The sequence below is a fragment of the Marinovum algicola genome (assembly GCF_900109145.1).
In the GTDB taxonomy this organism is placed as follows: Bacteria; Pseudomonadota; Alphaproteobacteria; order Rhodobacterales; family Rhodobacteraceae; genus Marinovum; species Marinovum algicola.
In genome coordinates this window covers 84,415-109,412 of the sequence record NZ_FNYY01000001.1, presented here as the reverse complement: position 1 = coordinate 109,412, position 24,998 = coordinate 84,415, and the positions used below count along the sequence as shown (strand labels likewise).

Genomic DNA, 24,998 nt, shown 5'->3' with positions numbered 1-24,998 from the left:
ACGCAGGACCAAGTTTCGACGGCCGGCCCGATCCCTGGGCCGGCTTTCGCATGTACGTGCCGGGCGTGATCTGCGCCGGCTGCCGCGGCCGGGAAAGGCCGGCGCGCCCCCAGGACGCCCGCTGCCGGGCTTAGTTTCACCACATTCTCCCGGCATAAGACCGGGACGCTTCAAAGGAGAGGGCAGGATATGCGGGTGGTATTCGGATTTGTGCTGATTCTCGGCATCGCATTGGCCGGATTCGCGGTTTATCTGGCAAACGGCTATGTGAATTCCTATCGTGTCGCGCTGGCCAAGGCCAAGGGCGCCGAAGGCATCGCCACGGTCGAGGTCTTTGTCGCGACCAAGCGGATGAACTACGGCGACAAGCTGGACAAGGACGCGGTGCGCGTGGTCAAGTTTCCCCGTGCCTCGGTGCCGGAAGGCACCTTTCTGCAACGCGGTGGCGCCGTGCCCTATCACAAGCCCTGGGACGAGCTCGACGAAGAGACCCAGGACCGGCTGCGCGAAAACCCTCAGCCCGGCGTGCACCCGCGCCGCGACGGCATGAAGATCACCGAGATCGCCGATCTCTTCCCCGAAACCGGCGAGGAACGGTTTGTGATGCGCACCATCGAGCGGGGCGAGGCGGTTCTGGCCAGCAAGGTCACCCTGCCCGGCCAGGATGCCGGCATCACCTCGCGGCTGAGCCCGGGCATGCGCGCCTTTGCGATCAAGGTCGACGTGGCTTCCGGCGTTTCCGGCTTCCTGCGTCCCGGCGACCGGGTCGACGTCTACTGGACCGGCCGTGTCGCGTCCTTTGCCGACGAAAGCGGCCGCAGCTCGACCGATGTGACCAAGCTGATCGAGACCGGCGTCAAGCTGATCGCCGTCGATCAATCGGCCTATGGCGACAAGACCGCGACCACCATCGCCCGCACGGTGACTGTTTCGGCCAAGCCGCAGCAGGTGGCGGCGCTGGCCCAGGCACAATCGACCGGCCGGCTGTCGTTGGCCCTGGTCGGCTCGGGCGACACCAGCGAAGTGGGCCCGGTCGAGGTCGACCAGATGAGCCTTCTGGGGCTCGAGGCGCCGGAAGAGGAAAAGATCGTCGAGGTGGAAAAGGAAGAAGTCTGCACCATCCGCACCCGCAAGGGCGGCGAAATGATCGAAATCCCGATCCCCTGCACAAACTGAGCGACTCACCCCATATCCGGTAGGACAGCAAATGAAAAACGCCGCATCCTGTAATGTGGCGTTTTCTTTTTTCTGCGCCTGTTGCGAGATACCCACATAAACACAGGGTCGGAAGCCATTGAATATTGCAAAAAATCCAAAGTTCCCGCAAGGTGGCGCCAAATGCAGGCAACAAGACCTGCGCGTGTGAGGCGTGATCGGAAAGGCAGGTCACAGATGACAGTGAAGATGTTCCTCGGGGCCGCCCTCATGGGCGCCGCTCTGGCCACCGGGCCGTTTGCGCCAAGCGCGGAGGCCGAAACCCTTCGCGTGGTGCGGCAAGGCACCTCGTCCAAGCTCTCGGTGCCGATCAACCGCGCCGTCGTGGTCGAAAGCGACGTGCCCTTCGCGGAACTTTCGATTGCCAACCCCGCGATTGCCGATATCTCTTCGCTGTCCGACCGCACCATCTATGTGTTGGGCAAGGGCACCGGCACCACCACGCTGACCCTGCTCGACGCCTCGGGCCGGCTGATCACCAATGTCGACGTGCATGTGACCTTCGACCTGACCGAATTCAAGGAACGCCTGCGCCAGATCATGCCGGGCGAAAAGATCGAGGTGCGCAGCGCCGATGACGGCATCGTCCTGTCTGGCGTCGCCTCCTCCACGCAAAAGATGACGCGCGCGCTCGATCTTGCCGAACGCTACGCCCCCGACCGGGTGTCCAACCTGATGAGCGTCGGCGGCGTGCAGCAGGTGATGCTCAAGGTCCGCTTTGCCGAGATGTCGCGCAACGTGTCGAAATCGTTGTCGTCCTCGCTGGCGCTTGGCGGCGACATCTTCGGCGGCGATGTCGGCGTGCGGCTCGGCTCGGGCCAGGCGGCGCGCAACTCGGCGCTTCAGGGCATTCTCAACGGCACGATCCCCGGTTCGACCTCGAACGAGCTCTCCTCCTCGATTGGCTTCAACATGGGCGCGGTGGAAGTGGCGGTCCTGCTCGAGGCGCTGGAAAGCAAGGGCATGGTGCGGATGCTGGCCGAGCCCAACCTGACCGCGCTGTCGGGCCAGGAGGCGACCTTTCTGGCCGGTGGCGAATATCCGGTGCCGGTCTCGGCCGAAAGCGACCTGATCCGCATCGAGTTCAAACCTTTCGGGATCGAGCTGAGCTTTATCCCGCGGGTGGTCGACAATGACGTCATCAACCTTGAACTGAAGACAGCGGTGTCGGCCATCGACCCGACAAACGGATTTGTCAACAACGACTTCCAGATCGATGCCTTCACCCGCCGCGAAGCGACCACCACGGTCGAGATGCGCGACGGCGAGAGCTTTGCCATCGCCGGCCTGCTGAAGGACGATTTCCGCGATCTCAACGGCCAGGTGCCCTGGCTGGGCGATGTGCCGGTGCTGGGCGCGCTGTTCCGGTCGGCAGAATACAGCCGCGAACAATCGGAACTGGTGATCATCGTGACGCCGCATCTGGTAACCCCCACCCGCGGCGAGGCGCTGGCCCTGCCCACCGACAAGGTGCGCCCGCCCTCCGAGAAAGACCTCTTCCTGCATGGCCGCGTGGCCAGCGACACGGCATATAAAAAGGGCCCCGTTGCCGAGGTTGCCAAGCAGGATTTCTCCGGGTCCTATGGCTATGTGATGGATTGATCGGATGCAGCAGCCGCGCTTGACATATCTTGTGGCTTCGGTCGCCGCTCTCGGCGTCCTGGCCGGATGCTCGCCCGATCGGGGGCCGGTTCAAAGCTCGTTCTTTCGCGAATCCGGCGCGCTGATCGACACCGGCCATTTCGGCACCGCGACGCTGAACAACCAGGCCTATCAGACCGGCGAAAAGCAATGGGTCTACAACATGGCCCAGCGGTTTGCCGACGAGGTGCCGACCACGGTGAACTTTGCCTTCAACTCGTCGCAGCTCGAGGCCGGCGCACGCGCCATCCTGCGTCAGCAGGCAGCGTTCATCCGCCGCTTCCCCGAAGTGCGCTTCCGGGTTTATGGCCATACCGACAAGGTCGGCTCGAATGCCTACAACCGCCGGCTGGGCCAGCGCCGCGCCGATGCGGTGGTCAATTTCCTGATCGGTCAGGGCATTTCGCGTGCCCGGCTCGAGGCGGTGGTGAGCTTTGGCGAGACCCAGCCGCTGATCGTGACCCAGGGCCGCGAACGCCGCAACCGCCGCACCGTGACCGAGGTTTCCGGCTTCGTGGCGGGGCATCCGATGCTGCTCGACGGCAATTATGCCGCCGTCGTCTATCGCGAATACCTGGTGTCCGGCGAACCGGCCTCGACCTTTACCACCGGCGTGTCGACCGGCACGCAGGCGGACACCTCCGACAGTTCTGCCAACTAGACTACCTCGTCCGGCGGCAGGCAGAAGGAGGCGGATGTTCCGCCTCCTTTTTGGTTTTCGGAGCCGGTGAACAATGCCTGGTCAGGCCCGCGATTGAACCGAATTCGCGAAATGACGATCTTTTGGCCGCAAATTCGCCCGAATTTTCCATCACCTTCGATCCAGTGAAATGTGCCACGCGGGACGATGAACCTGCGGGACGGTCCCGGATCCTCGCTGCTGCAACAGGCGCTTCATGTAGCGGCAGACGGCGAAGACAGAGGGCGAGTAGAGCTTGGTAAAGGATAACAAGGCCATGACCGACGAAACAGCGCTTGAGATGGACATCCCCCCCATCATTGCCTGCACCATCAGCCGGAATGTGCAGGAATTCGAGCTCCTGATCGAAGACATGGAAAACGCCCTGGGCGAGCAATGGGGCGATCTGGGCTTTGAAGAGGCGGTGCCCTTCTTTGCCCAGGAAGACGCCGGCTCGCTCGAATTCATCGCCATCGCCATGGATGCCGAGGACGAGGCCGATCTGCCGGTGCTGGCCGAAATCATCGAGGCCGCCAAGGCGCGTGGCATCAAGGTGATTCTGATCACCGAGGATGTCTCGCCCGCCGCGCTGCACCACCTGATGCGCAAGGGCGCCGACGAATTCGTGCCGTACCCGCTGCCCGAGACCGAGCTGCAATTCGCCATCGACCGGGTCCGGGCCACCCCCCCTGCCCCGGCCGAGACCGCCGCCGCCGTGGCGCTGGCCGATGTGAGCGACGCTCCGGTGGCCGAAGAGCCCGCGTCCGACGAGACGAACGAGAAGAAGGTCAAGCTCGAAAAGGGCGCGGCGCGCAACGGCGTGCTGATCGCGGTGCAGGGGCTTGTCGGCGGCACCGGTGCCACGACCTTTGCCACCAACCTCGCCTGGGAACTGGCCACCATCGCCAAGACCGATGCGCCCAAGGTCTGTCTGATCGACCTCGATCTGCAATTCGGATCGGTGGCCACCTACCTGGATCTGCCGCGCCGCGAATCCGTCTACGAGTTGCTCTCGGACATCGAGAACATGGACGAAGACAGCTTCAGCCAGGCGCTGATGGATTACGAAGAAAAGATGCAGGTGCTGACCGCGCCGGCCGACATGCTGCCGCTCGACCTGCTGCCGCCGCAGGATGTGGAAAAGCTGCTGGCCACCGCCTGCGCGCATTTCGACTATGTCATCGTCGACATGCCCAAGACCCTGGTGCAATGGTCCGAGACGGTGCTCAACATGGCGCATGTCTATTTCTCGATGCTCGAGATCGACATGCGTTCGGCGCAAAACGCCCTGCGGCTCAAACGTGCGCTGCAATCGGAGGATCTGCCCTTCGAAAAGCTGCGGTTCCTGCTCAACCGCGCGCCGAAATTCACCGATCTGACCGGCAAGAGCCGGGTCAAGCGCATGGCCGAGAGCCTCGGCATCTCGATCGACGTGCAATTCCCCGACGGCGGCAAGCCGGTGGTGCAGGCCTGCGACCACGGCCTGCCGCTGGCCACCGCCGCTGCCAAGAACCCGCTGCGCCGTGAAATCGCCAAGCTTGCCAAATCTCTGCACGAAATCGGTGCAGATGCGGCAGAAGCAGCCTGAGGACAAAGCCCGATGTTTTCCAGATACCGCAAGCCCGACGCCGCCAAACCGGCGCCCAAGCCCGACAATGTCGCCAAGATGCCGGTCCAGGAAGAGGCCCCGGCCAAGCCGGTCTCGATGCGCCGGCCGGTCGTCAAGACCATGGCCGCGCGTCCGGTGGCCACCGACAAGGAGCAGAAGCGCAAGGAAAAGATGGGCGATCTCAAGCTCGAACTTCACCGCGCGCTGCTCGACAATCTCAACCTCAGCGCGCTGGAACATGCCTCCGAGGCCGACCTCAAGGCCGAGATCAGCGACATCGGGCAGGAGCTTCTCAACGAAAAGGGCGTGGTGCTCAACCGCGACGACCGCACGACGCTGATCCAGGAGCTCTACAACGAGGTCAAGGGCCTCGGCCCGCTGGAACCGCTGCTTCAGGATGACACGGTCAACGACATCCTGGTCAATGGCCCGCAGCAGGTCTTTGTCGAACGCAATGGCAAGCTGACCCTGTCCGACGTGACCTTCAAGGACGAAAAGCACCTGCTCAGGATCATCGACAAGATCGTCTCGGCCGTGGGCCGGCGGGTCGACGAGAGCAACCCCTACGTCGACGCCCGTCTCGCCGATGGCTCGCGTTTCAACGCCATGGTGCCGCCGATCGCCGTCGATGGCAGCCTGGTTTCCATTCGTAAGTTCAAGAAGGAAAAACTGGCGGTCGACGATCTGGTGAATTTCGGCGCCTTCACCGAAGAGATGGCCGCCTATCTTCAAGCCGCCGTCGCCTGCCGGCTGAACGTCATCGTCTCGGGCGGGACCGGCTCGGGCAAGACCACGACGCTCAACGCGCTGTCGTCCTTCATCGATGACAGTGAACGCATCCTGACCATCGAAGACACCGCGGAACTGCAACTGCAACAGACCCATGTCGGCCGGATGGAAAGCCGCCCCGCCAACGTCGAGGGCAAGGGCGCGGTGTCCCAGCGCGACTGTCTGCGCAACGCTCTGCGGATGCGCCCCGACCGGATCATCGTCGGCGAGACCCGCGGCGAGGAAGTGATCGACATGTTGCAGGCGATGAACACCGGCCACGACGGCTCGATGACCACGATCCACGCCAACAGCGCCCGCGACGGGGTGAGCCGGCTGGAGAACATGATTGCCATGGCCGGGATCGAGATGCCGATCAAGGCGGTGCGCTCGCAGATCTCTTCGGCGGTCAACCTGATCGTCCAGGCCTCGCGCCTTCAGGACGGCTCGCGCCGCATGGTCTCGATCACCGAGGTGACCGGCATGGAGGGCGAGGTGATCTCGATGCAGGAGGTGTTCCGCTATCAGCGCGTCGGCCTGACGCCCGACAACAAGATCATCGGCCATTTCACCGCCACCGGCGTCCGCAGCCATTTCTCCGAGCGCTTCAAGCTCTGGGGCTACGACCTGCCGCCCGCCATCTTTGAACCCTTTGCCGCGGAGTAGATCGCATGGAGCTCTCAGCAGAACCGATTATCTACGGGTTGATCTTTGTCGGCGTCCTGGCGCTGGTCGAAGGGGTCTACCTGACCGTTTTTGGCAAATCGATCAGCCTCAACAGCCGGGTCAACCGCCGGCTGGAGATGATGGACAAGGGCGCGCGCCGCGACGAGGTGCTGGAAAAGCTCCGCAAGGAGATGACCCAGCACGTCAAATCGCGCAAGATCCCGCTCTATTCGCTGCTGGCCACCAAGGCGCAGAAGGCGGCCATCGCCTTTACGCCCGGCCAGCTCATCCTGATCATGGTGGTGGTGAGCTTCCTCGCCTTTGTCGGGCTGACGCTGGGCACCGAGGCCGGCCTGGCCGTGCGCGTGGCCGGCGCCATCGCCATGGGGGTCGGCGGGGTCTATACCTGGATCAATCACAAGGCCGGCAAGCGGATGGCGATGCTCGAAGAGCAGCTGCCTGACGCCATCGAACTGATCGTGCGCTCGCTGCGCGTCGGCCACCCGTTTTCCTCGGCGCTGACCATCGTGTCGAAAGAGGTCAAGGATCCGCTGGCCTCGGAGCTGGGCATCATCGCCGACGAGGCCGCTTATGGCCGCGACGTCGGCGAGGCGCTGCGCGAGATGTCGGACCGGCTCGACATGCAGGATCTGCGTTTTCTGGCAGTGGCGGTGACCATCCAGCAGCAATCCGGCGGCAACCTGGCCGAGGTGCTGGCGGGACTGTCAAAGGTGATCCGGGCGCGCTTTCGGCTGTTTCGCCGGGTCAAGGCGATCACCGCCGAGGCCAAGTGGTCGGGCAAGTTCCTCTCGGGCTTTCCGATCATGTGCCTGATCTTCATCCAGCTTACCGACCCGAACTATTATGACGAAGTGATCGATCACCCGCTCTTCATCATTGCCTGTTTCGTGGTCTTCGGCTTCCTCGCGGCGAACCTTGTCGTCATGCGGATGCTTGTGAACATCAAAGTGTAAAGGAGCCCGTCATGTTCGAACCCGGCGGAGTGTTCTACGAATTGTTTGGTCCGATGGCGCCGGTGCTGATCGTCGGTGCCATGGCGGTGCTGCTTCTGTTGCTGGCGGTGTCGATGCTGTTCAAACAGCGCCCCGACCCGATGGAAAAGCTGGCGGCGCAGACCCGCCAGCAAAAGGTCAGCAAGAACGAGACCCTGCGTTCCGGCGGCACCCGCAACGAAAAGCTGGAGAAATACGGTGCCTTCCTCGAGCCGCAGGACCAGGAAAGCTATTCCGAGATCCAGAAGAAGCTGATGCAGGCCGGCTATCGCGGCCGCGACGCGGTGCGGATGTTCCACGCGGCGCAGGTGATCCTGGGCGTGCTCGCCCTCGGGCTGGGCCTGGCCTATTATTACCTTGTGCTCGGCCCGGAGAATGCCACCACGCAGCAAATGGTGATGTATATCCTCGGCCCCGGTGCGGCGGGTTATTTCCTACCCAAATACTGGGTCTCGCGCCGCGCCGGAAAACGTCACGAAGAGATCGAGGACGGGTTCCCAGACGCGCTTGACATGATGCTGGTCTGCGTCGAGGCCGGGCAGTCGCTCGACCAGTCGATCCTGCGCGTGAGCAAGGAAATCCAGTCGTCTTATCGAGAGCTTGCCTATGAATTTCAGGTCGTCAGCCACGAAATCAAGGCCGGCAAGGACAAATCCACCGTGCTCAACGACATGGGCGAACGCTGCGGCGTGCAGGATATTTCGTCTTTTGTCACCGTGCTGATTCAGGCCCAGGTTTTCGGCACTTCGATCGCCGAGGCGCTGCGGGTCTATGCCGGCGAGATGCGCGACAAGCGGGTGATGCGGGCCGAGGAAAAGGCCAACAAGCTGCCCACCAAGATGACGCTGGTGACCATGGGTCTGACTGTGCCGCCGCTGCTGATCATCCTGGTCGGCCCCTCGGCGATGGGCATCATGAAGCTCGGCTCTCTGGCGGGGTGAGGTGGCGGTGGGTTGAACACCCACCCGCCACTCGGGCGCAAAGCGGTGGGTTGGAAACCCACCCTACAGTCAGGCACGGGGCGTACCCCCCTTTGTCCTGCGACGGTGGCTGGGCTGGCGCCATCGGCAAATCCGCAACGTGGACGGGGTTTTTGCGGCCGGGATCAACAAACCGGTCCCGTTTCTGCGCCGGCTTGCGCTAGGCTCGGGCCAAGCCGGGCCGCCGCGAGGCGAGACACCGGCATGAACCGAGGCAGTCAACGAGCAGGAAAGAAGGTGTCCCTTTCCAGAACAGCCGGCCTTCTGGCCGTGATCCTGGTGTCCGCCGCCTGTTCCCAGGGCGGCTTTGAGCGTGACCGCAATTCGCCCTATGCTCCGCAGGTCAATCGCCGCGCGGAGCCGGTGGATCAGCTCCTTGTGGGCCACAGGCTGCTCGCTGCCAAGGAATACGAACTGGCGATCTCGGCCTTCAACCGCGCCGCGCTGGAACGCGGGATCGGCGATGCCGAGGTGCTCTCGGCGCTGGGCACCGCAAATCTGGCACTCGGGCGGCTCGGGCAATCCGAGACCCTGCTGCGCCGCGCGGTCAAGAAAGAGGAAAGCTGGCCCGAGGTCTGGAACAATCTGGGCGTCGTTCTGATGGAGCGCGGCAAACATGCCGAGGCCGCCCAGGTGTTCCGCCGAGCCTATGCGCTCGACGATGGGCAGAGCGACTCGATCCGGGACAACCTGCGGTTAGCCCTCGCAAAACTGGACAATATCCAGTACGGTATCGAGCAACAACAAGACTATAAATTGGTGCGGCGGGGCAGTTCCGACTACCTGATCCGAACCGCACTCTAGAGGCACGAGCAGAAAAGGACGCAAGAATGCGCCACCCTATCTTTGTGTTCGCCGGTCTGGCCGCCGTGCTGGCCCTGGCCGCCTGTGAGAAAGAGATCGACAGGGACGCCGTCGACCGCAAGCTGCAAGACATCAACGTGATCGACGAAAGCAACCTCAACGAGGTGATGCTGACAAATTCCGACCCGAACGAGGCGGTGAGCTATTTCCAGCGCGCCGCCGCCAGCCAACCGAAACGGATCGATCTGCAACGCGGCCTCGCGGCCTCGCTGATCCGGGCCAAACGCCCGACCGAGGCGGTCTCGGCCTGGAAGAAGATCGTCCAGCTCGAAGACAGCGAAGCCGATGACAAGGTGCAGCTCGCCGATGCCTATATCCGCAACAACCAGTGGCAAGAGGCCGAAGAGGTGCTCGACAGCGTGCCGCCGACGCATGAGACCTTCAAGCGCTACCGGCTCGAAGCGATGATCGCCGACAGCAACAAGGAATGGAAAAAGGCCGACAGTTTCTACGAAACCGCCATCGGCCTCACCACGACGCCGTCGAGCGTGATGAACAACTGGGGCTATTCCAAGCTGAGCCGGGGCGATTACCCGGGTGCCGAGCGGATGTTCGTGCAGGCGATCCGCCAGGACACCTCGCTTTTTACCGCCAAGAACAACCTCGTTCTGGCCCGCGGTGCCCAGGGCAATTACACCCTGCCGGTGGTGCCGATGAGCCAGCAGGAGCGCGCCGAGCTGCTCTATACCCTGGGGCTCTCGGCGATCAAACGCGGCGATGTCGAGACCGGAAAGGGCCTGTTCCGCGACGCGATCGAGACCCATCCGCAGTATTTCGAGGCCGCCGTCCGCTCCCTGAGCGCCCTGGAAAACAACACGGCGAACTGACCGATGGGCCTGCATGTCACCGCCTGGTCGGCCCTGTGGTTCCTGCCCTTCGCGGCGCCGGTCTGCGTTTATGTCTGCTGGTCGGACATGCGGATGATGAAGATCCCCAACAATGCGGTTCTGGCGTTGACGGCGGTGTTTGTCGTGGTCGGGCTGATCGCCCTGCCGCTGGCCGATTATTCCTGGCGGCTCTTGCAGCTGGGGGTCGTGCTCTTGCTGGGCATCGTGATGAATGCCACCGGGCTGGTCGGTGCGGGCGACGCCAAGTTTGCCGCCGCTGCCGCGCCATTCATCCATCCCGGCGATTTCATCTTTCTGATGATGCTTCTGGCGGCGACACTGCTGGGCGCCTTTGCCGCCCACCGGCTGGCGAAATACAGCCCGCTGCGCCGCATGGCGCCCGGCTGGCAGAGCTGGGAGACCGGCAGCGATTTTCCCATGGGCCTTGCGCTTGGCGGCACGCTGGCGCTCTATCTCGCGCTTGGCGCGGTTTACGGGAGCTGAGCGCCATGCGCTTCATGATTTCTGAACCCCTGCCCGCAACCATGGCCCCGCATTGAGAGAGGTATCTGCAATGAACATGGCCGTCGGAAACGTCACAGCCCCGCCCGCCCCCAGGCGACTGGAGGAGATGGCCCTGCCGATCGTGATGATGCGGGATATCCTGCTCAAGACCATGTTCCGTTCGAACCTCGACGTGGTGACCGAGATCGCCCGCGGCATCTGCCTGCCGATCCCGGTGACACAGGAGCTGGTCGATCTGGCGCGCGGCCAGAAGCTGTTGCAGGCCACCGGCACGCTGAACGCCAATTCCGGCAACGAGATGGGTTACGAGCTGACCGATGCCGGCAAGGCGCGGGCGCTGGATGCGCTGGCGCAATCGGAATACTACGGCGCCATGCCGGTGCCGCTGCATGTCTATCAGGAGCAGGTCAAGCGCCAGTCGATCCGCAACATCCAGATCACCCGCAGCCAGCTGACTGCCGCCATGGGCGAGCTGATCCTGCCCGACACGCTGATGGATCAGCTCGGCCCGGCGGTCTCGGCCGGCCGCTCGATCCTGATGTATGGCCCGCCCGGCAACGGCAAGTCCTCGATCTCGAACGGCATCCGCAAGGCGATGGGCGACAAGATCTATGTGCCGCGGGCGATCGAATATGCCGGTCAGGTGATCACCGTCTATGACCCGATCGTGCATTCCGCCGCCGAGGAGCAGGAGGACGACCCGACCCGGCTGCGGCGCTCGTCGAACCGCTATGACACCCGCTACGTGCGCTGCGAACGCCCCACGGTGGTGACCGGCGGCGAGCTGTCGCTGAAGATGCTCGACCTGGTCTACAACCCGACCGCGCGGACCTATCAGGCGCCGTTGCAGCTCAAGTCCTCGGGCGGCATCTTTATCGTCGACGACCTGGGCCGGCAGGAAGAGCCGCCGCAGGCGCTGGTCAACCGCTGGATCGTGCCGCTGGAGGAAAGCCGCGACATCCTGGCGCTGCAATCGGGCGAGAAGTTCGAGGTGCCGTTTGACACGCTGGTGGTATTTTCGACCAACTTCCACCCGAACGAGATTTTCGACCAGGCGGCGCTGCGGCGGATCTTCTTCAAGATCAAGATCGACGGGCCGGGGCAGAAGGATTTCCTCAAGATCTTTGCCCTAGTGGCGAAGAAGAAGGGGCTGCCGCTGGACGAGGCCAGCCTGATCCATCTGTTGCAGGTGAAATATCCGACCATCGACAATGTCTATGCCAATTACCAGCCGGTCTTCCTGATCGATCAGATTCTGTCGATCTGCGCCTTCGAAGGGGTCGCGCCGCGGATGACGCCGGACTATGTCGATCGCGCCTGGGCGAATATGTTCGTCAAGGACGAGAAGATCGTGAAGTGAGACCGACCGCAGCCGGGGCACCCCCGCGCCAGGAAGATCCCCCCGCGAGAGGCTTGGCAGGCGGGGTCTGGGGGCGCTGCCCCCGTCCCTGCGGGACTCCCCCGGCGGTATTTTCGAAGAGAAGAAGACCGGGGCGGTCTTGCATCCGGCGGGGGCGCCCTGGATTTTTCCGATGAAGTCGCTGCCCGCCGTCATCACCGATTGGTTTGCCACCCGCGGCTGGCAGGTGCACCCGCACCAGCAGGCGATGGTCGACCGGCGGGCGGAGCCGGCGGTTCTACTGATCGCGCCCACCGGTGGCGGCAAGACCATGGCCGGTTTCCTGCCCACCCTGGCCGAACTGGCGGCGGGGCGGCATGAGGGGCTGCATACGCTTTATGTTTCGCCACTGAAGGCGCTGGCGGCGGATATCAAGCGCAACCTGACCGGGCCGGTGACGGAGATGGGCCTGCCGATCCGGATCGAGGACCGCACGGGCGATACCTCTTACACCCGGAAGCGGCGGCAGCGCGCCGATCCGCCGCATATTCTGCTGACCACGCCCGAGAGCCTGGCACTTCTGACCTCTTACGAGGATGCACCGCGGATTTTCAAAGGCTTGCAGCGAGTCATCGTCGACGAGATCCATGCCCTGGCCGAGAGCAAGCGCGGTGATCAGCTGATGCTGGCGCTGGCGCGGTTGCAGGGGCTCTGCCCCGGGCTGCGCCGGGTCGGGCTTTCGGCCACGGTGGAAGATCCCGACGCGATCGCGCGGATGCTGGCGCGCCATCCCGATCCCTGCGCCATCGTCGCCGCCGATCCCGGCCCCGACCCGGACATTGCCATGCTCGCGCTGCCGGCGGCGCCGCCCTGGGCCGGGGGCGGCGCCGCCTATGCCATTCCGCAGGTGATGGCGGCGGTGAAGGCGCATCGCACCACGCTGATCTTTCACAACACCCGGGCACAGGCCGAGATCTTCTTTCAGAACCTGTGGCTGGCCAATGATGACAGCCTGCCGATCGGCATCCACCACGGCAGCCTGGATCGGGCGCAGCGCGAGAAGGTGGAGGCGGCCATGGTGCGCGGCGACCTGCGCGCCATCGTCTGTACCGGGTCGCTCGACCTCGGCATCGACTGGGGCGATGTCGACCTGGTGATCCAGATCGGCGCGCCGAAGAACGTCAAGCGGCTGATCCAGCGCATCGGCCGCGCCAATCACCGCTACAATGCGCCGTCGAAGGCGCGGCTGGTGCCGGCCAACCGTTTCGAGGTGGTGGAATGCCATGCCGCGCTTCAGGCCGCCCGCGCCCATGCGCTCGATGGCGATCCGCGCGGCCCCGGCCCGCTCGACGTGCTGTGCCAGCATATCCTGATCGCCGCCTGTTCCGGGCCGTTCGAGGCCGGGGCGCTTTATGCCGAGATGACGACGGCGGGGCCATATGCCGGGCTGACGCGGGCGCAGTTCGACGATTGTCTGGAATTCTGCGCCACCGGCGGCTATGCGCTGCGCGCCTATGACCAGTGGCAGCGGCTCCAGCGGCGCGCGGACGGGCAATGGCAACTGCGCGATCCGCGGTCGGCGCGGATCATCCGCATGAACATCGGCACCATCCAGGACAGCGACCTGCTGAAGGTGCGGTTCAAGGGCCGCGGCGGCAAGCCCCTGGGCGAGATCGAGGAAGGCTTTGCCGCCACCCTGACGCCGGGCGACACCTTTCTGATCGGCGGCCAGATCGTGCGCTATGCCGGGCTGCGCGAGACCGTGGTGGAGGTGACGCGGGATGCGGCGAAAAAGCCCAAGATCGCCACCTTCGGCGGCACCAAGTTCGCCACCTCGACGCAGCTCAGCCAGCGCATCCTCGACATGTTGCAGGCGCGCGACTGGCCGTACCTGCCCGATCACACCCGCGACTGGCTGCACCTGCACCGACAGGTCAGCCGGTTGCCGGAGCCCGGGCGGCTGCTGATCGAGAGCTTTCCGCATGACGGCCGTGCCCATGCCTGCATCTACGGCTTTGCCGGACGCAATGCGCAGCAGACCCTCGGCCTGCTGGTCACCAAACGGATGGAGGAGCTGGGGCTCGATCCGCTGGGCTTTGTCGCCACCGATTATGCCACGCTGATCTGGGGGCTGACGCCGCTGACCGATCCGGCGCCGCTGTTCGACATTGAAGCGCTGGAGGCGGGGCTGGATGGCTGGCTGGCCGGCAACGCGGTGATGAAACGCACCTTTCGCGCCAGCGCCACCATCGCCATGCTGATCAACCGCAACATGCCCGGGACCAGGAAAAGCGGGCGGCAGGCGACGTTTTCCAGCGACATCCTCTATGACACGCTGCTGAAATACGATCCCGATCACCTGTTGATGCGGATCACCCGGGCCGAGGCGATGCGCGGGTTGGTGGATTTCGCCCGCATCCGCGAGATGGCCGAACGGGTGCAGGGGCGAATCGATCTGCACCGGCTCGACCGGGTGACGCCGTTGGCCGCGCCGATGCTGCTCGAGGTCGGCCGGGTGCCGGTGACGGGCGCCGCGCGCGAGCGGCTGCTGGAGGAAGAGGCGGCGGCGCTGATGGCCGAGGCGGGAATCGACCGGCTGTGACCGCTTGCGCCCGGGCGCGGCTTGCGGCAAGGGACAGAGCATGAACACCTACGATTTCACCTTTGCCGGCCAGCGTCTGGTGGCGCGGCCCTCGGGCGCCTTGCACTGGCCCGCGGCCGGGCTGCTCTGCGTGTCTGACCTGCATCTGGGCAAATCGGCCCGGCAGGCGCGGCGCAATGGCGTGCAGCTGCCGCCTTATGACGTCGAGGACACGCTGGCCCGGCTCGAGGCCGAGGTGGAGGCGACCGCGGCGGCGACGGTGATCTGTCTCGGTGACAGCTTCGACGATTTGCAGGCCTTTGACGCCCTGCCCCTGACGGCGCTTGACTGGATCACCCGGTTGCAGGCCGGCCGGCGCTGGATCTGGATCGAGGGCAATCACGATCCCGGTCCGGTGGCGCTGGCCGGCGATCATCTGGCGCAGTTTCGCCACCTCGGGCTGACCTTCCGCCATTTCGCCAGTGACGAAGACCGGGGCGAGATTTCGGGCCATTACCACCCCAAGCTGCGGCTGCGGGCCGGGTCGCGCGCCTGTTTTCTCGTCGATGAGGCGCGGCTGATTCTGCCGGCTTTCGGCACCTACACCGGCGGGCTGCGCAGCGACGATCCGGCGCTCGACCGGTTGATGGCGCCGGGCGCTCTGGCAATCCTCACCGGAGCCCGGGCGCTGGCGGTGCCGATGCGTCAGAACAGATCGGGCCGGGCCTCTTCCAGACGCGGGCGATAGGTGCGGCTGACCGGCAGCTCATCGCCGTTCACCAGCTTGACCAGGAGCTTGCCGCCCCGGCGCTGCACCGCGTCGACCGCATCCAGCGGCACCCAGTGCGAGCGATGCACGTGGCAGCCCGGCATTGGCGCCATCTCGCCCACCGCATCGGCAAACCGCATGCGGATCTGCTCCAGCCCGCGGTCGGTGGCGACATCGGTGAGGTGATCGTTGGCCGACAGGCGATAGACCGTCGCCTGCGACACTTCCAGCCGATCGAACAGCCGTGGCAGCGGTTCCTCTTCGGGCGCGGCGGCGGCCGCTTCGGGCGCGCGCAGATGCGGGCGCACCACGTGGATCACAGAATAGACGGTGAGCGTGGGCACCAGGACATTGAGCGCGATCGACGGCATCTGCGGGTCAAGCGTGCCGCCCAGAACCGCCATCGCGCGCGACCACAGATAGACGAAAGGCGCAAAGATCAGCGTCATCAGAACCGAGGCCACCAGCGCCGCGCGCCAGGCCACCAGCGGGCGCACCAGACGATAGGAAATCTCGTCGAAGACCGCGCCGCAAACGATCGACACGCCGATCAGGAAGGACCAGAAGAAAATCCGCAGGCCAACGCTCAATTGCCCATCTGTGCCAAAGGGTTCCGCGATCACGGCGACGGCCGTCAGGCCGAAGAACACCGCCAGCGCAATGCGCGAGTGGCGCAGGCTCTGAACCCGGTTGATTATGGCCGTCAGAGGGGGGAGGTCTGTGTCGGTATGGGAAATGTCGGTTTCTTCTTTCAACATCGTTGAATAATGCGTCATGTCTGCTCTTTGCAAAAAACTTGCCGCTTTGGCATCGTGATTTCTACAGTGAGTGTTTAATACCATCGGGCTAAGGGAAAACCATGGAATTGTCCCCCCAAAAAAGGATTGACCTAAGGGCAAGCTTTGCCCGGCAAAGCCTGATGACCACCTTCGAGGCGGAACTGGCCGAGATCGCCCCGGGGCATGTGGTGATCGGTGCGCCCATCGGGCCCGGAGCGCGCCAGCAACACGGCTTTGGCCATGCCGGGCTGACCTTTGCCCTCGGCGATACAGCGGCCGGCTATGCCGCCCTCACGCTGATGCCCGAGGGGGCCGAGGTGCTGACGGCGGAAATCAAGATCAATCTGCTGGCCCCGGCCCGCGGCCAGAGCCTGCGGGCGGTGGGCGAGGTGCTCAAGCCCGGGCGGCGGCTGATCGTGGTGCGGGCCGCGGTCTGGGCGCGCGACGGCGACCGGGAAACCGAGATCGCCGCCCTTCAGGGCACCATGGTGCCCGTCCTGGCCGAGGCTTAGGCGGTCAGCCCCTCGGGTGCCGCGATGCCATTGGCCCGGCAACAGGCGGTCAGCGTATTGGCCAGCAGGCAGGCGATGGTCATCGGCCCCACTCCGCCGGGCACCGGGGTGATCGCGCCCGCGACCTCGGCGCAGCTGTCAAAGTGGCAATCACCCACCAGGCGGGTCTTGCCTTCGCCCTTTTCCGGCGCGTCGATGCGGTTGATGCCGACGTCGATCACCGTGGCACCGGGCTTGATCCAGTCGCCGGTGACCATTTCGGGCCGGCCGACGGCGGCGACCACGATATCGGCGCGGCGGGTGACCTCCTTAATGTCCTTGGTGCGCGAATGCGCGATGGTCACGGTGCAGCTGTCGCCCAGCAGAAGCTGCGCCATCGGCTTGCCGACGATGTTCGACCGGCCGACAACCACCGCGTTCATCCCCGACAGGCTGCCGTGAAAATCGCGCAGCATCATCAGGCATCCCAGCGGCGTGCAGGGCACCATGCTCTCCTGCCCGGTGCCCAGAAGCCCGACGTTGGAGATGTGAAATCCATCGACATCCTTGGCCGGATCGATGGCATTGATCACCAAATCCTCGTCAATGTGATCGGGCAGCGGCAATTGCACCAGAATGCCATGCACCGCCGGATCACCATTGAGCTGCTCGACCAGCGCCAGCAGCTCCTCCTGCGAGATCGAGGCGTCACGCTTGTGCTCGTAGGAATTCATGCCGGCCTCGACCGTCTGTTTGCCCTTGGAGCGTACATAGACCTGGCTCGCCGGATCTTCGCCGACCAGCACCACCGCCAGCCCCGGGGTGATGCCATGCTCGTCCTTGAGCCTTTTCACATGGCGCCCCACTTCGCCCCGCACCTTGGCGGCAAACCCCTTGCCGTCGATAATACTCGCCGTCATCCGTCTTTTCCTTCCTTGCCCATCACCTGCTCTTCGCGGGCGATCATGGCATCGATCAACAGCGCCCACATGGCCTCGGCCAGATCCGCGTCAAACCCCGTTCGGTCCGCCTCAGCACGCACCTTGGCCAGCACATCCGCCACCCGCGAGGGGGCGCGTGCCGCGATGCCGTCCGGCGCCTTGAGCACCGGCGCGCGGTCGATGTACCCCACCCTTTCCACATGCAGCGCGATCAATGCGCGGTCGATGTCATCGATCGTGTCGCGCAGCTCGGCCATGGTCTCGATCTCGTCGGGGGTCTTGCGCATGCCTGTCCTTTTTCGATTGTCCTATATCCCCGCCAGAGGCAGGCGCCGCCCCAGCGGCGACCGGACCGGAGGAGGCAAGATGCCCCCCGCGGCCCGCCCCCTTTTAGAACAATCCTTCGACCTGGCCACCCTCGTTCAGCCGGATATTTTCCGACGCCGGAACCGACGGCAGGCCCGGCATGGTCATGATCTCGCCGCAGATCACCACCACGAAGCCGGCCCCCGCAGAAAGCCGCACCTCGCGCACCGGCACCGAGTGGCCGGTAGGCGCGCCGCGCAGGTGGGGATCGGTCGAGAAGCTGTATTGCGTCTTGGCCATGCAGACCGGCAGATCGCCATATCCCGCCTCTTCCCAGTCGTGCAGCTGGTTGCGGATCTTGGCATCTGCCAGCACCTCATCGGCGCGGTAGATCGACTTGGCGATGGTCTCGATCTTCTCGAAGAGCGGCATCTCGTCACGATAGAGCGGGGCGAATTGCGACACGCCGGCGTCGGCAATCTGCGCCACGCGGGTGGCCAGTGCCTCGGTGCCCTCGGAGCCCTTGGCCCAGTGTTGGCAGAGGATCGCCTCGGAGCCCTGGCTCTCGACGTAGTCCTTGACCGCCTGGACCTCGGCCTCGGTGTCGGTGACGAAATGGTTGATCGCCACCACCACCGGCACGCCAAAGCTCTTCACGTTCTGGATATGCCGCCCGAGGTTGGGGCAGCCCTTGCGGATCGCCTCGACATTCTCGGCACCGAGATCGCCCTTGGGCACGCCGCCGTTCATCTTCATCGCCCGGCAGGTCGCCACCAGCACCACGCAATCGGGCGCGAGGCCGGCCTTGCGGCATTTGATGTTCATGAACTTCTCGGCGCCCAGATCGGCGCCAAAACCGGCCTCGGTCACTACGTAATCGGCCACCTTGAGCGCCGTCGAGGTCGCCATCACCGAGTTGCAGCCATGCGCGATATTGGCGAACGGCCCGCCATGCACGAAGGCCGGATTGTTCTCCAGGGTCTGCACCAGGTTGGGCTGCATCGCGTCCTTGAGCAGAACCGTCATCGCGCCATCGGCCTTGATGTCGCGGCAGGTCACCGGTTTGCGGTCGCGGGTATAGGCGACGATGATGTCGCCCAGCCGCCGCTCGAGATCCGCCAGCGACGTCGCAAGGCAGAGAATCGCCATGACTTCCGACGCCACGGTGATGTCAAAGCCGGTCTGGCGCGGAAAGCCGTTGGCCACGCCGCCGAGCGAGGTCACCACATCGCGCAGCGCCCGGTCGTTCATGTCCATCACCCGGCGCCAGACCACCCGGCGGGGGTCGATGTCGAGCGCATTGCCCCAGTAGATATGGTTGTCGATCATGGCGCTGAGCAGGTTGTGCGCCGCGGTGATGGCATGGAAATCACCGGTGAAATGCAGGTTCATGTCCTCCATCGGCACCACCTGGGCATAGCCGCCGCCTGCGGCGCCGCCCTTCATGCCGAAGTTCGGCCCGAGCGAGGCCTCGCGGATGCAGATCGCCGCTTTCTTGCCGATCCGGTTGAGCCCGTCGCCCAGGCCCACGGTGGTGGTGGTCTTGCCCTCGCCCGCCGGCGTCGGGTTGATCGCGGTGACGAGGATCAGCTTGCCGGTCTTGTTGCCCTGCACCGAGGTGATGAAATCCTGGCTGACCTTGGCCTTGTCATGGCCGAAGGGCAGCAGATGTTCCGAGCCGATCCCGAGCCTTGCGCCGATTTCCTGGATCGGCTTCTTGTTGGCGTCGCGGGCGATTTCGATGTCGGATTTATGGGACATGGGTGCACTCCAGTTGGCTTTGGCCCTGCATAACGCGGCATCCCGCCGCAGCCCGAGGTGAATCCGACATTTTGACCGCAGCTTGCGGCGGCTTTGCCCGAAGACACGGCAGTTCGAAAACCCGCCGCTCCGGGTCTCGGCGTGCCTCCGCCGCGGAGCGGCTCCGGCCTCTGCCCTGCCCGCTCTCCCGGCCGTCGACCGGACCGCGGGGCCCCGGCGCAGGGCCGGGGCGGGTGCGGGCCCGGCGTGGGCTGCGGCCTGCATCCTAGATCGTGCCCCGATCCCCGACAGCTCATCAAACGCGCCACCGCCCGACGTCCAGATGACCCGCCCCGGACCCCGCTCCGGGGCCTCCCCCTGCCCTGGCAACCGAAACGCCAGACCCCTTCGGCAAAACAAAACCCCCGCAGCATCGGCTGCGGGGGTTTCCTTGACTGATCTGCCGGGCTCAGGCCGTCGGTTCCGGCTCCATGTCCCCGGACGGCTTGGCCTTGGGCTTGGTCTTGGGGATCGCCGTGACCGAAGGCGCATTGCCCTGATCCGGCGTGTCGTCCTCATCCTCGCCCAGTTGCGGCGGCTCGCCCTTCATCACGCGGCGGATTTCCTCGCCGGTCAGCGTCTCGTATTCCAGCAGACCCTGCGCCAGCCGCTCCCATTCCTCTTTCTTCTCGGTCAGAATCTCGAAGGCACGGTCATAGGCGTCCTGGATAAAGCGCTTCACCTCGTCCTCGATCATCTCCTTGGTATGGGCCGAGACCGACAGGCCGGCGGTATTGCCGCTGTAGCCCTCATGCGCCTCAGAGTAGTCGATATTGCCCACCTTTTCCGACATGCCCCAGCGCAGCACCATGGCCCGCGCCAGCGCCGACGCCTGCTGAATGTCGCCCGCCGGCCCGTTCGAGACATTGGACTCGCCATATTTGATGATCTCGGCCGCCTTGCCGGCCATGGTCATCGCGAGCTTTTCCTCGCATTCCGACTTGTGCCAGTTCAGCCGGTCGATCTCGGGCAGCGACACCACCATGCCCAGCGCACCGCCGCGCGGAATGATCGTCGCCTTGTAGACCGGGTCGCATTGCGGCAGCGACAAGCCCACCACCGCGTGGCCGGCCTCGTGATAGGCGGTCTTTTCCTTCTGATCGTCGGTCAGCACCATCGAACGGCGCTCGGCGCCCATCATCACCTTGTCCTTGGCGTTCTCGAAGTCTTCCATCGTCACGAAACGCCGGCCGACGCGCGCCGCCATCAGCGCCGCCTCGTTCACCAGGTTGGCGAGGTCCGCACCGGAAAATCCCGGCGTGCCGCGCGCGATGATGCGCATGTCGGCGTCGGGGCCCAGCGGAATCTTGCGAGCGTGGACATTGAGGATCTTCTCGCGGCCCTTGATGTCGGGGTTGGGCACCGTCACCTGCCGGTCAAAGCGGCCGGGGCGCAGCAGCGCCGGGTCCAGCACGTCCTTGCGGTTGGTGGCGGCAATGATGATCACGCCTTCATTGGCCTCGAAGCCGTCCATCTCGACCAGCAGCTGGTTGAGCGTCTGCTCGCGCTCGTCGTTGCCGCCGCCATAGCCCGCACCACGATGACGGCCGACAGCGTCGATCTCGTCGATGAAGACGATGCAGGGCGCGTTCTTCTTGGCCTGTTCGAACATGTCACGGACGCGAGAAGCGCCGACACCGACGAACATCTCGACGAAATCCGAACCGGAAATTGTAAAGAACGGCACGCCGGCCTCGCCCGCGATCGCGCGCGCCAGGAGCGTCTTACCGGTGCCCGGAGGGCCCACCAGCAGCGCGCCTTTCGGGATCTTGCCGCCAAGGCGCGAGAATTTTTGCGGGTTGCGCAGGAATTCGACGATCTCTTCCAGCTCTTCCTTGGCCTCGTCGATCCCGGCCACATCGTCAAAGGTGACGCGGCCATGTTTCTCGGTCAGCATCTTGGCCTTGGATTTACCAAAGCCCATGGCGCCGCCTTTGCCGCCGCCCTGCATCCGGTTCATGAAATAGATCCAGACCCCGATCAGCAGCAGGAAGGGCAGCAGGCTCAGGATGAAGGACTGAAAGCCCGATTGCTCCTGCGATTCGGCATTCACCGCCACGCCGTTGTCGATCAGAACCTGGGTGACTTCGGCATCCTCGGGCTTGATGGTCACGTAATCGCGCCCGTCCTTGCCCCGATAGCGGATCGTCTCGCCATCGATCACAGCCGAGGAGACCTTGTCCTCCTCCACCAGTTGCACAAAGTCCGAATACGGCGTGCTCTGGCTTTGCAGCGTGCTGCCACCGCCGGAAAAGAGATTGAAGAGCGTCAGGATCAATACGAAGAGTACGACCCAGAAGGCGATGTTACGCAGGTTGCCCAAGAAAGTTCTCCCGAAGATTGGGTGTGGCCCGCTCTATAGCGTGCCCTTGTGGTGAAAAATAGGGGTTTGTGCGGCACATTCAATGCGTCGTGAGGAAAGCGGCAAAGCCATGCTGCCCGGTCAGGCGGCAGATGTCGTATTCGGGGCCAAAGCCGGCCGGGAGAAAGGCCACCAGCCGGTCGCCATCAAAGACCGCAGGGTGCGCGATCAGGCTCTGATAAGGCAGGCCCTCGGGCCGCGCCGGCAGCTGCGCGGCGCCGGCCTCGCCCAGGGCGCGCACCGTCAGCCCGGCAATCGCCGCGCCGCCCAGCCGGAGCCGTCCGTCCCAGGGCGCCCCCACCGGCGCCCGGGTTTCGGCCACCGCGGCATATTCGCGACAGAGGCGAATCTCGGCCCGCTCGGCCCGCATCAGGCAGCCGTGCAGGCTGGCGCTGCCGCCCGACAGCACCCGGTCGGCGGCCGCCGCCAATGCCCTTGCGCGCGGCCGGTAAACCTGCCCCGAGACATATTGCAGCCCGCCCGCCAGGAGCCGCAGCCGGGTCTCCGCCTCCAGCGCCGCCAGGGCGTCGCGATCCATCAGCAGATCGCCATGCTGCACGCGCACCGCGCGCGTCGCGGCCTCGGCCGCCCGTGCCCGCAGCGCCGCCTGCGCCCGTGCCATCCGGCCCGCGGTCTCCGCCAGGGCCGCTGCGTCGAGCCCGAGCGGCGCCAGAACCTCCAGCGCCTGGCGCATGCGCACCCGGTCGAACCGCCGGTCGGCATTCGACGGATCCTCGACCCAGGCCCCCTTGAGCACCGTCAGATAATGCCGCAACTCCGCCCGCCGCACCGTCAGCAAGGGCCGCATCAGCCAAAAGCCGCCATCCTCGGTCGCCTGCGGCACGAAGCGGCGATCCGCCATGCCCGCCAGCCCGTCGACCCCGGAGCCGCGCGCCAGCCGCATCAGCACGGTCTCGGCCTGATCGTCCAGCGTATGCGCCATCAGCACATGCCGCAGCCCGCCGCGCCACCGGCCGATCAGCCGCAGCCGCGCCGTCCGGGCCGCCTCCTGAAGATTGCCGCTGCCGTCCCAGCCCTGCCAGCGCAGCACGTCATGGCGATGTCCCAGCGCCGCGCATTCCGCCGCCACCAGCGCGGCCTCGGCGCCGCTCTCCGGCCGCAGCCCGTGGTCCACGGTCACCACCCGCAGGCCGACACCCATGTGCCGCGTCCAGTTGTGCGCCAGGGTCAGCAGCGCCATGCTGTCGCCGCCGCCGGACACCGCCAGCCCGATCTCATCCGGGAACTCCGGCCCCAGAAGATCGCCCATCACCCCGGCAAAATGGCTGTCGAGACTGAAAGAGGTCATCCGGCGCGCCGCGCCCCCTGCTTCTTCTGGCCCAAAATATTCCCGGGGGAGTCGCCGGAGGCGACGGGGGCAGAGCCCCCTCTCCCTTCGGCCCGGGCCGCCCCGGTCAGGAACAGCCCAGCCGGCCCATCTCGGTCTGCGCCTCGGTCAGCTCGGTCGCCGAAGGAAACCGCGGCGCGATCTCGGCCAGCATCTGACAGGCGGCGTCGTTCTGGCCCAGCGAGGCCAGCGCCCGGCCCAGGTTCAGCAGCGCCGGCGCCGCCGTGGCCTGAGCGTCGCGGGCCAGCGAATAGGCGTCGAGATAGGCCCGGGCCGCCTCCTTGGTATTGCCCATCTTCTCCAGCGCCTCGCCGCGTCCGAGCAAGGCGCCGGGGCCCAGCGGCCCGCCGGGATAAGTCTCGTTGAAGGTGCCGAAAAGCTCGGCGGCGCGCTGATAATCGCCGGCGGCCAGCGCCTCTTCGGCGCGGCGGAAATCCTCTTCCTCGCTCATCGCCAGCGCCGGGCCCTCGCCTTCGGGCGGCGCGATCGGCTGCGGCGCGGCCGGTGTCGCCACCTCCTCGCCGCCCAGGGTCGAGGTCTCGCCCAGGGCGCCCACGTCGCCGCCTTCCAGCTCGACCAGCCGGAACTCGAGATCGCCGATCCGGTTGGTGCCGTCGGTCACGATCCGGTCGATGCGATATTCCAGCTCCTCGGTCTTGCCGGTGAGCCGCGACAGTTCGGCCTCGATCACCTGCACCCGGTCGAGCAGCGTGCCGCTGCCGGCCGAGACATCCGAGCCGCCAGTGGTCGACAGCTCGCGCCGCAGGCGTTTCACCTCGATGTTCAGAAGCGTCAGATCCTGCCGGATATCGGCCAGCGTCTCGGCCCTGTCCTGCGCCGCCGCCGACAGCGTCAGCGACAGGCCCAGCCCGAAGATCACAACAAATCGCACCAGAAGTCGCATCATCCTCTCCTGCCCCGGGGGGCCTTGTCCCAGCGTGCCGGCCTCAGCTGACCGCGCTGCCGGCAATCACCGTCACCGCGCGGCGGTTCTTGGCATAACAGCTTTCATCCGAACAGATCTCGATCGGGCGTTCCTTGCCATAGCTGACAAACCGCAGACGGCTGGCCGGCACACCCCGGGAGATCAGGTACTCGCGCACCGCATTGGCCCGGCGGCCGCCGAGCGCGAGGTTGTATTCGCGGGTGCCCTGCTCGTCGGCATGACCCTCGATCACCGCCTGATAATCGCTGTTGGTCAGCAGCCATTCGGCCTGCTGGTCCAGCGTCGCCTGCGCCTCGGCGGTCAGCGACGACTGATCGACGAGAAACAGCACCCGGTCGCCGATCGCCTGCTGGAAATAGGCCGGGCTCGAGGGATCGCCGGCGCCACCGGGCACAAAACCCGCTCCGGCGCCCGCACCGGCGCTGCCGTCGAGCCGCGGATCGTCCTGACCGAAGCGGCCGGCATTGGTACAGGCCGAAACGGCCAAAGCGCCCAAGAGAAGCGCGATCTTGGTGAGATGTGTCATGATTCCTGTCCTGCTCCGTGGCA

22 protein-coding genes are annotated in these 24,998 nt (G+C 65.3%); 14 read left to right on the top strand and 8 right to left on the bottom strand.

Annotated features, from left to right (window positions below; all coding sequences use genetic code 11):
• Positions 1 to 189: 189 nt before the first annotated feature.
• From cpaB to pdeM, 13 genes are all read left to right on the top strand, one after another.
• Positions 190 to 1,176 carry a Flp pilus assembly protein CpaB gene (gene cpaB / locus BMW90_RS00540; protein WP_048529725.1) on the top strand — a complete coding sequence of 329 codons (987 nt, stop codon included), beginning with the start codon at positions 190 to 192 and terminating at the stop codon, positions 1,174 to 1,176.
• A 216-nt stretch (positions 1,177 to 1,392) separates the two neighbouring features.
• The gene (locus BMW90_RS00535) at positions 1,393 to 2,817 is read left to right on the top strand and encodes a type II and III secretion system protein family protein (RefSeq protein WP_048529723.1); all 1,425 of its coding nucleotides are present in this window, start codon (positions 1,393 to 1,395) and stop codon (positions 2,815 to 2,817) included.
• 4 nt (positions 2,818 to 2,821) lie between these two features.
• Positions 2,822 to 3,517 carry an OmpA family protein gene (locus BMW90_RS00530; RefSeq protein ID WP_048529721.1) on the top strand — a complete coding sequence of 232 codons (696 nt, stop codon included), beginning with the start codon at positions 2,822 to 2,824 and terminating at the stop codon, positions 3,515 to 3,517.
• A gap of 295 nt (positions 3,518 to 3,812) precedes the next feature.
• The gene (locus BMW90_RS00525; protein ID WP_048529719.1) at positions 3,813 to 5,123 is read left to right on the top strand and encodes a CpaE/TadZ family protein; all 1,311 of its coding nucleotides are present in this window, start codon (positions 3,813 to 3,815) and stop codon (positions 5,121 to 5,123) included.
• 12 nt (positions 5,124 to 5,135) lie between these two features.
• Positions 5,136 to 6,578: a TadA family conjugal transfer-associated ATPase gene (locus tag BMW90_RS00520; protein ID WP_048529717.1), complete on the top strand. Its 1,443-nt coding sequence runs from the start codon at positions 5,136 to 5,138 to the stop codon at positions 6,576 to 6,578.
• Positions 6,579 to 6,583: 5 nt separating this feature from the next.
• A complete protein-coding gene (locus BMW90_RS00515) occupies positions 6,584 to 7,552 on the top strand; it encodes a type II secretion system F family protein (RefSeq protein ID WP_048529715.1) in 969 nt (322 codons plus the stop codon).
• An 11-nt stretch (positions 7,553 to 7,563) separates the two neighbouring features.
• Positions 7,564 to 8,532, top strand: coding sequence for a type II secretion system F family protein (locus tag BMW90_RS00510; RefSeq protein ID WP_048529713.1), 969 nt, complete (start codon positions 7,564 to 7,566; stop codon positions 8,530 to 8,532).
• A 243-nt stretch (positions 8,533 to 8,775) separates the two neighbouring features.
• The gene (locus BMW90_RS00505) at positions 8,776 to 9,375 is read left to right on the top strand and encodes a tetratricopeptide repeat protein (RefSeq protein WP_053083316.1); all 600 of its coding nucleotides are present in this window, start codon (positions 8,776 to 8,778) and stop codon (positions 9,373 to 9,375) included.
• Positions 9,376 to 9,401: 26 nt separating this feature from the next.
• Positions 9,402 to 10,262, top strand: a complete 861-nt coding sequence (locus BMW90_RS00500) for a tetratricopeptide repeat protein (protein ID WP_074834282.1) — start codon at positions 9,402 to 9,404, stop codon at positions 10,260 to 10,262.
• Positions 10,263 to 10,265: 3 nt separating this feature from the next.
• Entirely contained in the window at positions 10,266 to 10,766 is a 501-nt protein-coding gene (locus tag BMW90_RS00495) for a prepilin peptidase (protein ID WP_074834281.1), read from the top strand.
• Between the two features lie 70 nt (positions 10,767 to 10,836).
• Positions 10,837 to 12,147 (top strand): ATPase, encoded by a 1,311-nt coding sequence (locus BMW90_RS00490; RefSeq protein WP_048529707.1) that lies wholly within the window; start codon positions 10,837 to 10,839, stop codon positions 12,145 to 12,147.
• A gap of 172 nt (positions 12,148 to 12,319) precedes the next feature.
• Entirely contained in the window at positions 12,320 to 14,728 is a 2,409-nt protein-coding gene (locus BMW90_RS00485) for a ligase-associated DNA damage response DEXH box helicase (RefSeq protein ID WP_074834826.1), read from the top strand.
• A gap of 40 nt (positions 14,729 to 14,768) precedes the next feature.
• Positions 14,769 to 15,455, top strand: coding sequence for a ligase-associated DNA damage response endonuclease PdeM (gene pdeM, locus BMW90_RS00480; protein ID WP_074834279.1), 687 nt, complete (start codon positions 14,769 to 14,771; stop codon positions 15,453 to 15,455).
• Here the strand turns inward: pdeM and BMW90_RS00475 are convergent.
• The gene (locus BMW90_RS00475) at positions 15,413 to 16,252 is read right to left on the bottom strand and encodes a LytTR family DNA-binding domain-containing protein (RefSeq protein WP_074834278.1); all 840 of its coding nucleotides are present in this window, start codon (positions 16,250 to 16,252) and stop codon (positions 15,413 to 15,415) included. The two genes, pdeM and BMW90_RS00475, sit on opposite strands and share 43 nt — an antisense overlap.
• A 143-nt stretch (positions 16,253 to 16,395) precedes the next feature.
• On the opposite strand from BMW90_RS00475, the gene BMW90_RS00470 reads away from it, so the two are divergent.
• Complete coding sequence (locus BMW90_RS00470; protein ID WP_244526409.1) at positions 16,396 to 16,767, top strand: PaaI family thioesterase; 372 nt, start codon at positions 16,396 to 16,398, stop codon at positions 16,765 to 16,767.
• On the opposite strand, the gene folD is transcribed toward BMW90_RS00470, so the two are convergent.
• The 7 genes from folD to pal all read right to left on the bottom strand — a co-directional run bounded on the left by folD (position 16,764) and on the right by pal (position 24,975).
• On the bottom strand, positions 16,764 to 17,666 hold the full coding sequence (gene folD / locus BMW90_RS00465; RefSeq protein WP_074834275.1) for a bifunctional methylenetetrahydrofolate dehydrogenase/methenyltetrahydrofolate cyclohydrolase FolD: 903 nt from the start codon (positions 17,664 to 17,666) through the stop codon (positions 16,764 to 16,766). The two genes, BMW90_RS00470 and folD, sit on opposite strands and share 4 nt — an antisense overlap.
• Positions 17,663 to 17,974: a chorismate mutase gene (locus BMW90_RS00460; RefSeq protein ID WP_048529698.1), complete on the bottom strand. Its 312-nt coding sequence runs from the start codon at positions 17,972 to 17,974 to the stop codon at positions 17,663 to 17,665. Before BMW90_RS00460 ends, folD begins: the two co-directional genes overlap by 4 nt.
• A gap of 103 nt (positions 17,975 to 18,077) precedes the next feature.
• A complete protein-coding gene (locus tag BMW90_RS00455) occupies positions 18,078 to 19,754 on the bottom strand; it encodes a formate--tetrahydrofolate ligase (protein ID WP_074834273.1) in 1,677 nt (558 codons plus the stop codon).
• Positions 19,755 to 20,202: 448 nt separating this feature from the next.
• Complete coding sequence (ftsH, locus tag BMW90_RS00450) at positions 20,203 to 22,116, bottom strand: ATP-dependent zinc metalloprotease FtsH (RefSeq protein WP_048529696.1); 1,914 nt, start codon at positions 22,114 to 22,116, stop codon at positions 20,203 to 20,205.
• 79 nt (positions 22,117 to 22,195) lie between these two features.
• On the bottom strand, positions 22,196 to 23,464 hold the full coding sequence (gene tilS, locus BMW90_RS00445) for a tRNA lysidine(34) synthetase TilS (RefSeq protein ID WP_074834272.1): 1,269 nt from the start codon (positions 23,462 to 23,464) through the stop codon (positions 22,196 to 22,198).
• Positions 23,465 to 23,570: 106 nt separating this feature from the next.
• The gene (locus tag BMW90_RS00440; RefSeq protein ID WP_170850482.1) at positions 23,571 to 24,407 is read right to left on the bottom strand and encodes a tetratricopeptide repeat protein; all 837 of its coding nucleotides are present in this window, start codon (positions 24,405 to 24,407) and stop codon (positions 23,571 to 23,573) included.
• Between the two features lie 43 nt (positions 24,408 to 24,450).
• The gene (pal, locus tag BMW90_RS00435; RefSeq protein ID WP_074834270.1) at positions 24,451 to 24,975 is read right to left on the bottom strand and encodes a peptidoglycan-associated lipoprotein Pal; all 525 of its coding nucleotides are present in this window, start codon (positions 24,973 to 24,975) and stop codon (positions 24,451 to 24,453) included.
• Between the last annotated feature and the right edge of the window lie 23 nt (positions 24,976 to 24,998).

What these genes read in the sequence shown, in the direction of transcription:
- cpaB (WP_048529725.1), top strand. Translation starts at nt 190, where the DNA reads ATGCGGGTGGTATTCGGATTTGTGCTGATTCTCGGCATCGCATTGGCC.
- BMW90_RS00535 (WP_048529723.1), top strand. Translation starts at nt 1,393, where the DNA reads ATGACAGTGAAGATGTTCCTCGGGGCCGCCCTCATGGGCGCCGCTCTG.
- BMW90_RS00530 (WP_048529721.1), top strand. Translation starts at nt 2,822, where the DNA reads ATGCAGCAGCCGCGCTTGACATATCTTGTGGCTTCGGTCGCCGCTCTC.
- BMW90_RS00525 (WP_048529719.1), top strand. Translation starts at nt 3,813, where the DNA reads ATGACCGACGAAACAGCGCTTGAGATGGACATCCCCCCCATCATTGCC.
- BMW90_RS00520 (WP_048529717.1), top strand. Translation starts at nt 5,136, where the DNA reads ATGTTTTCCAGATACCGCAAGCCCGACGCCGCCAAACCGGCGCCCAAG.
- BMW90_RS00515 (WP_048529715.1), top strand. Translation starts at nt 6,584, where the DNA reads ATGGAGCTCTCAGCAGAACCGATTATCTACGGGTTGATCTTTGTCGGC.
- BMW90_RS00510 (WP_048529713.1), top strand. Translation starts at nt 7,564, where the DNA reads ATGTTCGAACCCGGCGGAGTGTTCTACGAATTGTTTGGTCCGATGGCG.
- BMW90_RS00505 (WP_053083316.1), top strand. Translation starts at nt 8,776, where the DNA reads ATGAACCGAGGCAGTCAACGAGCAGGAAAGAAGGTGTCCCTTTCCAGA.
- BMW90_RS00500 (WP_074834282.1), top strand. Translation starts at nt 9,402, where the DNA reads ATGCGCCACCCTATCTTTGTGTTCGCCGGTCTGGCCGCCGTGCTGGCC.
- BMW90_RS00495 (WP_074834281.1), top strand. Translation starts at nt 10,266, where the DNA reads ATGGGCCTGCATGTCACCGCCTGGTCGGCCCTGTGGTTCCTGCCCTTC.
- BMW90_RS00490 (WP_048529707.1), top strand. Translation starts at nt 10,837, where the DNA reads ATGAACATGGCCGTCGGAAACGTCACAGCCCCGCCCGCCCCCAGGCGA.
- BMW90_RS00485 (WP_074834826.1), top strand. Translation starts at nt 12,320, where the DNA reads ATGAAGTCGCTGCCCGCCGTCATCACCGATTGGTTTGCCACCCGCGGC.
- pdeM (WP_074834279.1), top strand. Translation starts at nt 14,769, where the DNA reads ATGAACACCTACGATTTCACCTTTGCCGGCCAGCGTCTGGTGGCGCGG.
- BMW90_RS00475 (WP_074834278.1), bottom strand. Translation starts at nt 16,252, where the DNA reads ATGACGCATTATTCAACGATGTTGAAAGAAGAAACCGACATTTCCCAT.
- BMW90_RS00470 (WP_244526409.1), top strand. Translation starts at nt 16,396, where the DNA reads ATGACCACCTTCGAGGCGGAACTGGCCGAGATCGCCCCGGGGCATGTG.
- folD (WP_074834275.1), bottom strand. Translation starts at nt 17,666, where the DNA reads ATGACGGCGAGTATTATCGACGGCAAGGGGTTTGCCGCCAAGGTGCGG.
- BMW90_RS00460 (WP_048529698.1), bottom strand. Translation starts at nt 17,974, where the DNA reads ATGCGCAAGACCCCCGACGAGATCGAGACCATGGCCGAGCTGCGCGAC.
- BMW90_RS00455 (WP_074834273.1), bottom strand. Translation starts at nt 19,754, where the DNA reads ATGTCCCATAAATCCGACATCGAAATCGCCCGCGACGCCAACAAGAAG.
- tilS (WP_074834272.1), bottom strand. Translation starts at nt 23,464, where the DNA reads ATGACCTCTTTCAGTCTCGACAGCCATTTTGCCGGGGTGATGGGCGAT.
- BMW90_RS00440 (WP_170850482.1), bottom strand. Translation starts at nt 24,407, where the DNA reads ATGCGACTTCTGGTGCGATTTGTTGTGATCTTCGGGCTGGGCCTGTCG.
- pal (WP_074834270.1), bottom strand. Translation starts at nt 24,975, where the DNA reads ATGACACATCTCACCAAGATCGCGCTTCTCTTGGGCGCTTTGGCCGTT.